This window comes from Alcanivorax sp. HI0083 (assembly GCF_001635175.1).
Genome location: NZ_LWFX01001064.1, coordinates 1 through 5,270, shown reverse-complemented (window position 1 = coordinate 5,270; position 5,270 = coordinate 1). Strand labels below are relative to the sequence as shown.

5 protein-coding genes are annotated in these 5,270 nt (G+C 58.6%); 4 read left to right on the top strand and 1 reads right to left on the bottom strand.

Annotated elements, in window-relative coordinates; translation table 11 throughout:
* The 4 genes from A3754_RS14035 to A3754_RS14020 form a co-directional block, all read left to right on the top strand.
* On the top strand, nucleotides 1–188 hold a 188-nt coding region (locus A3754_RS14035; RefSeq protein WP_231880633.1), incomplete at its 5' end, for a hypothetical protein.
* A gap of 13 nt (nucleotides 189–201) precedes the next feature.
* Entirely contained in the window at nucleotides 202–393 is a 192-nt protein-coding gene (locus A3754_RS14030; RefSeq protein ID WP_039926291.1) for a DUF1272 domain-containing protein, read from the top strand.
* The gene (locus A3754_RS14025; protein WP_063520193.1) at nucleotides 380–1,261 is read left to right on the top strand and encodes an alpha/beta fold hydrolase; all 882 of its coding nucleotides are present in this window, start codon (nucleotides 380–382) and stop codon (nucleotides 1,259–1,261) included. Before A3754_RS14030 ends, A3754_RS14025 begins: the two co-directional genes overlap by 14 nt.
* 57 nt (nucleotides 1,262–1,318) lie before the next feature.
* The gene (locus tag A3754_RS14020) at nucleotides 1,319–2,050 is read left to right on the top strand and encodes a glutathione S-transferase family protein (RefSeq protein WP_063520192.1); all 732 of its coding nucleotides are present in this window, start codon (nucleotides 1,319–1,321) and stop codon (nucleotides 2,048–2,050) included.
* A gap of 60 nt (nucleotides 2,051–2,110) precedes the next feature.
* Here the strand turns inward: A3754_RS14020 and uca are convergent.
* Nucleotides 2,111–5,270, bottom strand: a 3,160-nt coding sequence (uca, locus tag A3754_RS14015) for an urea carboxylase (protein ID WP_063520191.1), incomplete at its 5' end; no start/stop codon positions are given.

Below are 5,270 nucleotides of genomic sequence, written 5' to 3'. Positions count from 1 at the left end.
CTGAGCTAATGGGCGATATTCTGCCGTTCAAAAAACCGCAAAAGAAGATGCCAAAAAAAGGCATGTGTCAGCACGACTTTCACAAGTGGGTGATCTGCAAGGAAAAGCAGTTTGATGTGAAGCAGGGAAAGCTGGTGACGGTATACCGCTGTGATCGCTGCGGCAAAGAGAAAGTCAAAGCGCACTAATCGGATGATCCAGATGCTTGAAATGCGATCCAGTTGTGAAAGTTGCCAGTGTTCCCTGGCGGCCGATGCAGAAGCCTATATCTGCTCCTATGAATGCACCTTCTGTGTGGACTGCTGCACCATCCATGCAAGCCGCTGCCCCAATTGTCAGGGTGAACTGGTGAAACGCCCCCGCCGTCAGGAGGCCAGTAATGAAAGCGGCTGAGCCAATGTCTCTGCCTGGCGGCGCAGGCTATACCTTGCCGGTCAACTGGTACTCGGCAGAAAGTGCCAGCGGATCGGTGATTTTAATGGCGGCACTAGGCATGGGGGCGCGTTTCTATCAGCCATTGGCGCAGGCATTACAGGCGGCCGGGTTGAACGTGGCCTTACTGGAACAACGAGGCCATGGCGACAGCCCCTGGCGCCCGTCGCATCACTGCGACTGGGGCTTTCGTGAGGCTTTGGTCAATGAAATACCTATGGCGCTGGACTGGGTGAAAAGCCGTTCTTCGTCCTTGCCGGTTTATCTCATGGGACACTCTCTGGGCGGCCATTATTCTGCCATGGCGGCTGGTGTTTACGGTGAGCAAATAGACGGCATTATTCTGGCTGCCTGTGGCAGCCCCTGGCTGGGTGGCTTTACCGGTAAGACCCGCCGCAAGCTGAAAGTTCTTTGCGCCATCATCCCGCCTGCATCGGCGTTGTTGGGTTATTACCCTGGCGACAAATTGGGGTTTGGCGGTCGTGAAGCCAGAACCCTGATGCAAGACTGGCTGGCCCTGGCGAAAACCAACCGGTATCAGGCCAATGGCTTCAGCGACGACCTGGATTGTGGTATCGCGCAGTATAGTGGGCCGGTGTTGAGTCTGCGCATGGCGGATGATGCCTTTGCGCCGCCCGCGTCGGTGGAGGCGGTAAACGAAAAATTCATCGCAGCGACCGTGAGCAATGTGTTGCTGGATAAGCAGGCATTGAATGACCGTGCAGATCATTTTCGCTGGGCACGTTCTCCGGCGGCGGCGGTGAAAGAAATTGTCCGCTGGCATGAAAAAAACGGCGCACAAAATAATAACGGCGGTCATAACACTTGACCCACACTATTTATTTTTTCATGTGATCCGCAATTAACTCACTAAAAGGATGCCCGTATGGCCATCGTCCTGCACCAATTCCCGATTTCCCACTATTGCGAAAAAGTGCGCTGGGCACTGGACTACAAAGGCGTGGATTACCGGGTGAAGAACCACCTGCCAGGCCTGCATTTGAAGAAGATGAAGGCGGTGGCGCCGTTCAGCAGTGTGCCGGTGCTGGAGCACGACGGGCACTACGTGCAAGATTCAGCGGCCATTATCAGCTATCTGGATACGCAGTTCCCGGCCCGCTCATTGACCCCGCAGAGCCAGGAGGAACGAGAAGAGGCGCTGCGCTGGGAAACGTTCTGCGACGACAATATTGGGCCGCACGTTCGCCGTTACTGTTATCACACCTTGCTGGACCACCCGAATTTGGTGATTCCCTTTTTTGCCAAGGGTGGGCCGTTCTGGGGGAAGGCATTTTTGCGGGCGATTTTCCCGAAATTACAGGGGCTGATGCGCAAGGGAATGCAAATCCGCGAGCCCCATGTCAGCGACAGCCGTGTGGCTCTGGAGCAGTCTATCCAGACCTTGTCACAGGCTTACCAGGGGCGCACCTACCTGGTGGGTGAGCAATTCTCGCGGGCAGACCTGGCGGCAGCCAGCTTGCTGGCGCCGCTATTTATGCCACCGGCGTACGGGCTGGACTGGCCTTCCTCCATGCCTGAGCCCTTGCAAACCTGGGTGAACGGCCAGGCGGAACATCTTGCTCCTTATCGACGTTTTTATCAGGAGGAAAGGGGTTGATGCCCAACGCCTCCTATTCTGCATGAACCGCGCCGAGGGTAACCATGATGTGGACTGGTCCTAATCCAGCACCATGATGGCCTGGCCGACATTGATTTGCTGGCCTTCCTGCCGAGTGAGGGCAGCAACCTTGCCTGTGGCGGGGGCGTAAATTTCTATTTCCATTTTCATGGATTCCAGTACCGCCACCACATCGCCCTGACTCACGTTGTCGCCTTCCTGCACCTTCAGTTTCCAGATGCTGCCCGCCACCGGGGATTCCACGGGGGTGCCTTGCACATCGTCAGCGCCGTTGTCCGCGTCCAGATCCTGTTCTGACTGGAAGTTGATCTGGCCACTTTCCACCCAGCGTTGCAGCTCTTGATCAAAGGCCCGGTTGCGGGCATCGGTGAAGGTGGCGATATCCTGCTGGTTGTCATCGAGAAATTGCTGGTAGGCGTTCAGGCTGAACGTGGTCTCTTCCACCTGAATCGGGTACTGCCCCTTGGGGAAATCCCGGCGTATTTGCTTGAGTTCCTCGTGGCTGACTTCGTAGAAACGAATCTGGTCGAAGAAGCGAAGCAGCCAGGGCTGGTCAAACGCCTCTGTCTGGCGGTAGCGATTCCACATCTGCAGGGTGCGCCCGACAAACTGGTAGCCGCCGGGACCTTCCATGCCGTAGACGCACAGGTAGGCGCCGCCGATGCCCACGGAGTTTTCTGCCGTCCAGGTGCGGGCCGGGTTGTACTTGGTGGTGACCAGACGGTGTCGTGGGTCGTAGGGGGTTGCCACCGGGGCACCCAGATACACATCGCCAAGGCCCATCACTACATAGCTGGCGCTGAACAGGATCTTTTTGACCTCGTCCACGTTATCCAGCCCGTTGATGCGGCGAATAAATTCCAGGTTGGAGGGGCACCAGGGGGCATCCTTGCGTACGGACTGCATGTATTTTTCGATGGCCTGATGACAGGCCTCGTCATCCCAACTTAGTGGAATATGGACAATGCGTGAGGGCACTTCCAGGTCGTCCTGCTGCTGCAGGGCGTGCTCGGCATCGGCGAGTGTTTTCAGTAATGCGTGGCGCGGCAGGCGCATTGGATCGAAATGAATCTGCAGGGAGCGAATACCCGGTGTCAGTTCGATAACGCCATCCAGTTTTTGTTCTTCCAACCACAACATCAGGGCGTGGGCACGAAAGCGCAGGCGCAGGTCCAGTACCAGCGATCCATATTCCACCAGCAGATAACGATCCCCTGCGGCGCGGTAGACCACCTCCACACCGGCCTCGTCCGCCGACAGGGTGTTGAGAACCGGTGTGGTGATGGCGGTGCTTTCTACCTGTTTCACCGGGGCAGTCATGGTGGCGACGCAGGCGTCCTGCTCTTCCGCCAGTGCATCCGCGTCTGCCAGGCTGATGGCGTCGAACCGTAAGGTGTCCCCGGCTTTCAGCTGACCGAGTTTCCAGCGGTCCGCGAGGATCACGGTGGCCGGGCAGACAAAGCCGCCGAGTGAGGGGCCGTCGGGGCCGAGGATCACCGGCATGTCGCCGGTGAAGTCCACCGTGCCCACCGCGTAGGCATTGTCGTGAATGTTGGACGGATGCATGCCGGCTTCGCCGCCGTCACTGCGCGCCCAGGTGGGCTTGGGACCTACCAGGCGAATGCCGGTGCGGCTGGAGTTGTAATGCACCTGCCAGTCGGTGGAGAAGAACATGGCCATGTCGTCGTTGGTAAAAAAGTCCGGGGCGCCATGGGGGCCGTAAATAACGCGCAGGGTCCAGTGATTGCCGAGCACGGGCTTGAGGGAGTCTGGCACGGTTACTGAGTCCGGTGTCGGCGCTGCTTCCTGAAAATGCAGAACATCGCCGGTGTGCAGGGCGCGGCCACCATGGCCGCCAAACTGTCCCAGGGTGAAGGTACTGCGCGAGCCCAGATAGGGTGTGCACTGCAGGCCGCCGGCCACGGCCAGATAGGCGCGGGCCCCTTCGCCGCTGACCTTGCCCAGCTTGAGGATCTGCCCGGGCTGTATCGCGATGACGCAATAGGAGGCAACCGGCTGATCATCCAGTGTGGCTTGCATGTCCGCACCGGTGAGGGCGATGCGGGTGGCCTGGTTGAATTTCAGCGTGGGACCATTGAGGGTGAATTCGAGTCCGGCGGCGTTTTCTTCGTTTCCAAGCAGGCGGTTGCCCAGGCGGAAACTGAGATTGTCGAACGGCCCGGACGGCGGCACGCCCACGGGCCAGTAGCCGCTGCGCCCAGGGTAGTCCTGCACGGTGGTGAGTGTGCCGCCGGCCAGCACGTCCATGGTGAACGGCTGATAGCGGAAATCGTTCAGGTAGCGGGTGGTCATTTTACCCTGGGAAAAAGTCGGGTCGGCCAGAATGGCACGGATGTAATCCCGGTTGGTTTCAATGCCTTCGATGCCGGTTTCTGCGAGGGTGTTGTTCAATGCCGCCAGAGCAGCATCGCGGCTGGCTTCGTGAACGATCACTTTGGCCAGCATGGGATCGAACAGGGGGGACACCGTCAGTCCGGCTTCCACCCAGTGATCAATGCGGCGCGATTGCCCGTCTGCATCAGGGAACTGCACGGCGGTAAGCAATCCAGCGCTGGGCTGGAAATCCTTGTTCGGATCCTCCGCGTAAATCCGCGCCTGGATAGCGTGGCCACAGGCGGTCAGGTTGGTGCCGAGTTGATCCAGCGCGGGCAGTTCCCGGGCGGCCAGTTGCACCATCCATTCCACCAGGTCAACGCCATATACCTGTTCGGTGACACCGTGCTCAACCTGCAGGCGAGTATTCACTTCCAGAAAATAAAAGGCGTTGCTGTCCTGGTCGAGAATAAATTCCACAGTGCCGGCGTTACGATAATGAACGGCTTCCATGAGGGTTTTTGCGGTGGCATGCAAGTCTGCGCGCACCGCATCTGGCAGGTTGGGCGCGGGGGTTTCTTCGAGCACCTTCTGGTGGCGACGCTGGGCAGAGCAATCCCGTTCGCCCAGGGTGATAGCGTTGCCTTGGCCATCGCCGAAAACCTGCACTTCGATATGGCGAGCACGGGCGATATATTTTTCGATGAAGACGCCGTCGTTGGAAAAATTATTGGCACTTAGGCGCCGAACCGTATCCCAGGCTTTGTCCAGGCTGGCCGCGTTTTCGCAGACCTGCATGCCGATGCCGCCACCGCCGGCGGTACTCTTCAACATGATCGGGTAGCCGATGCTGTCGGCGGCGTTT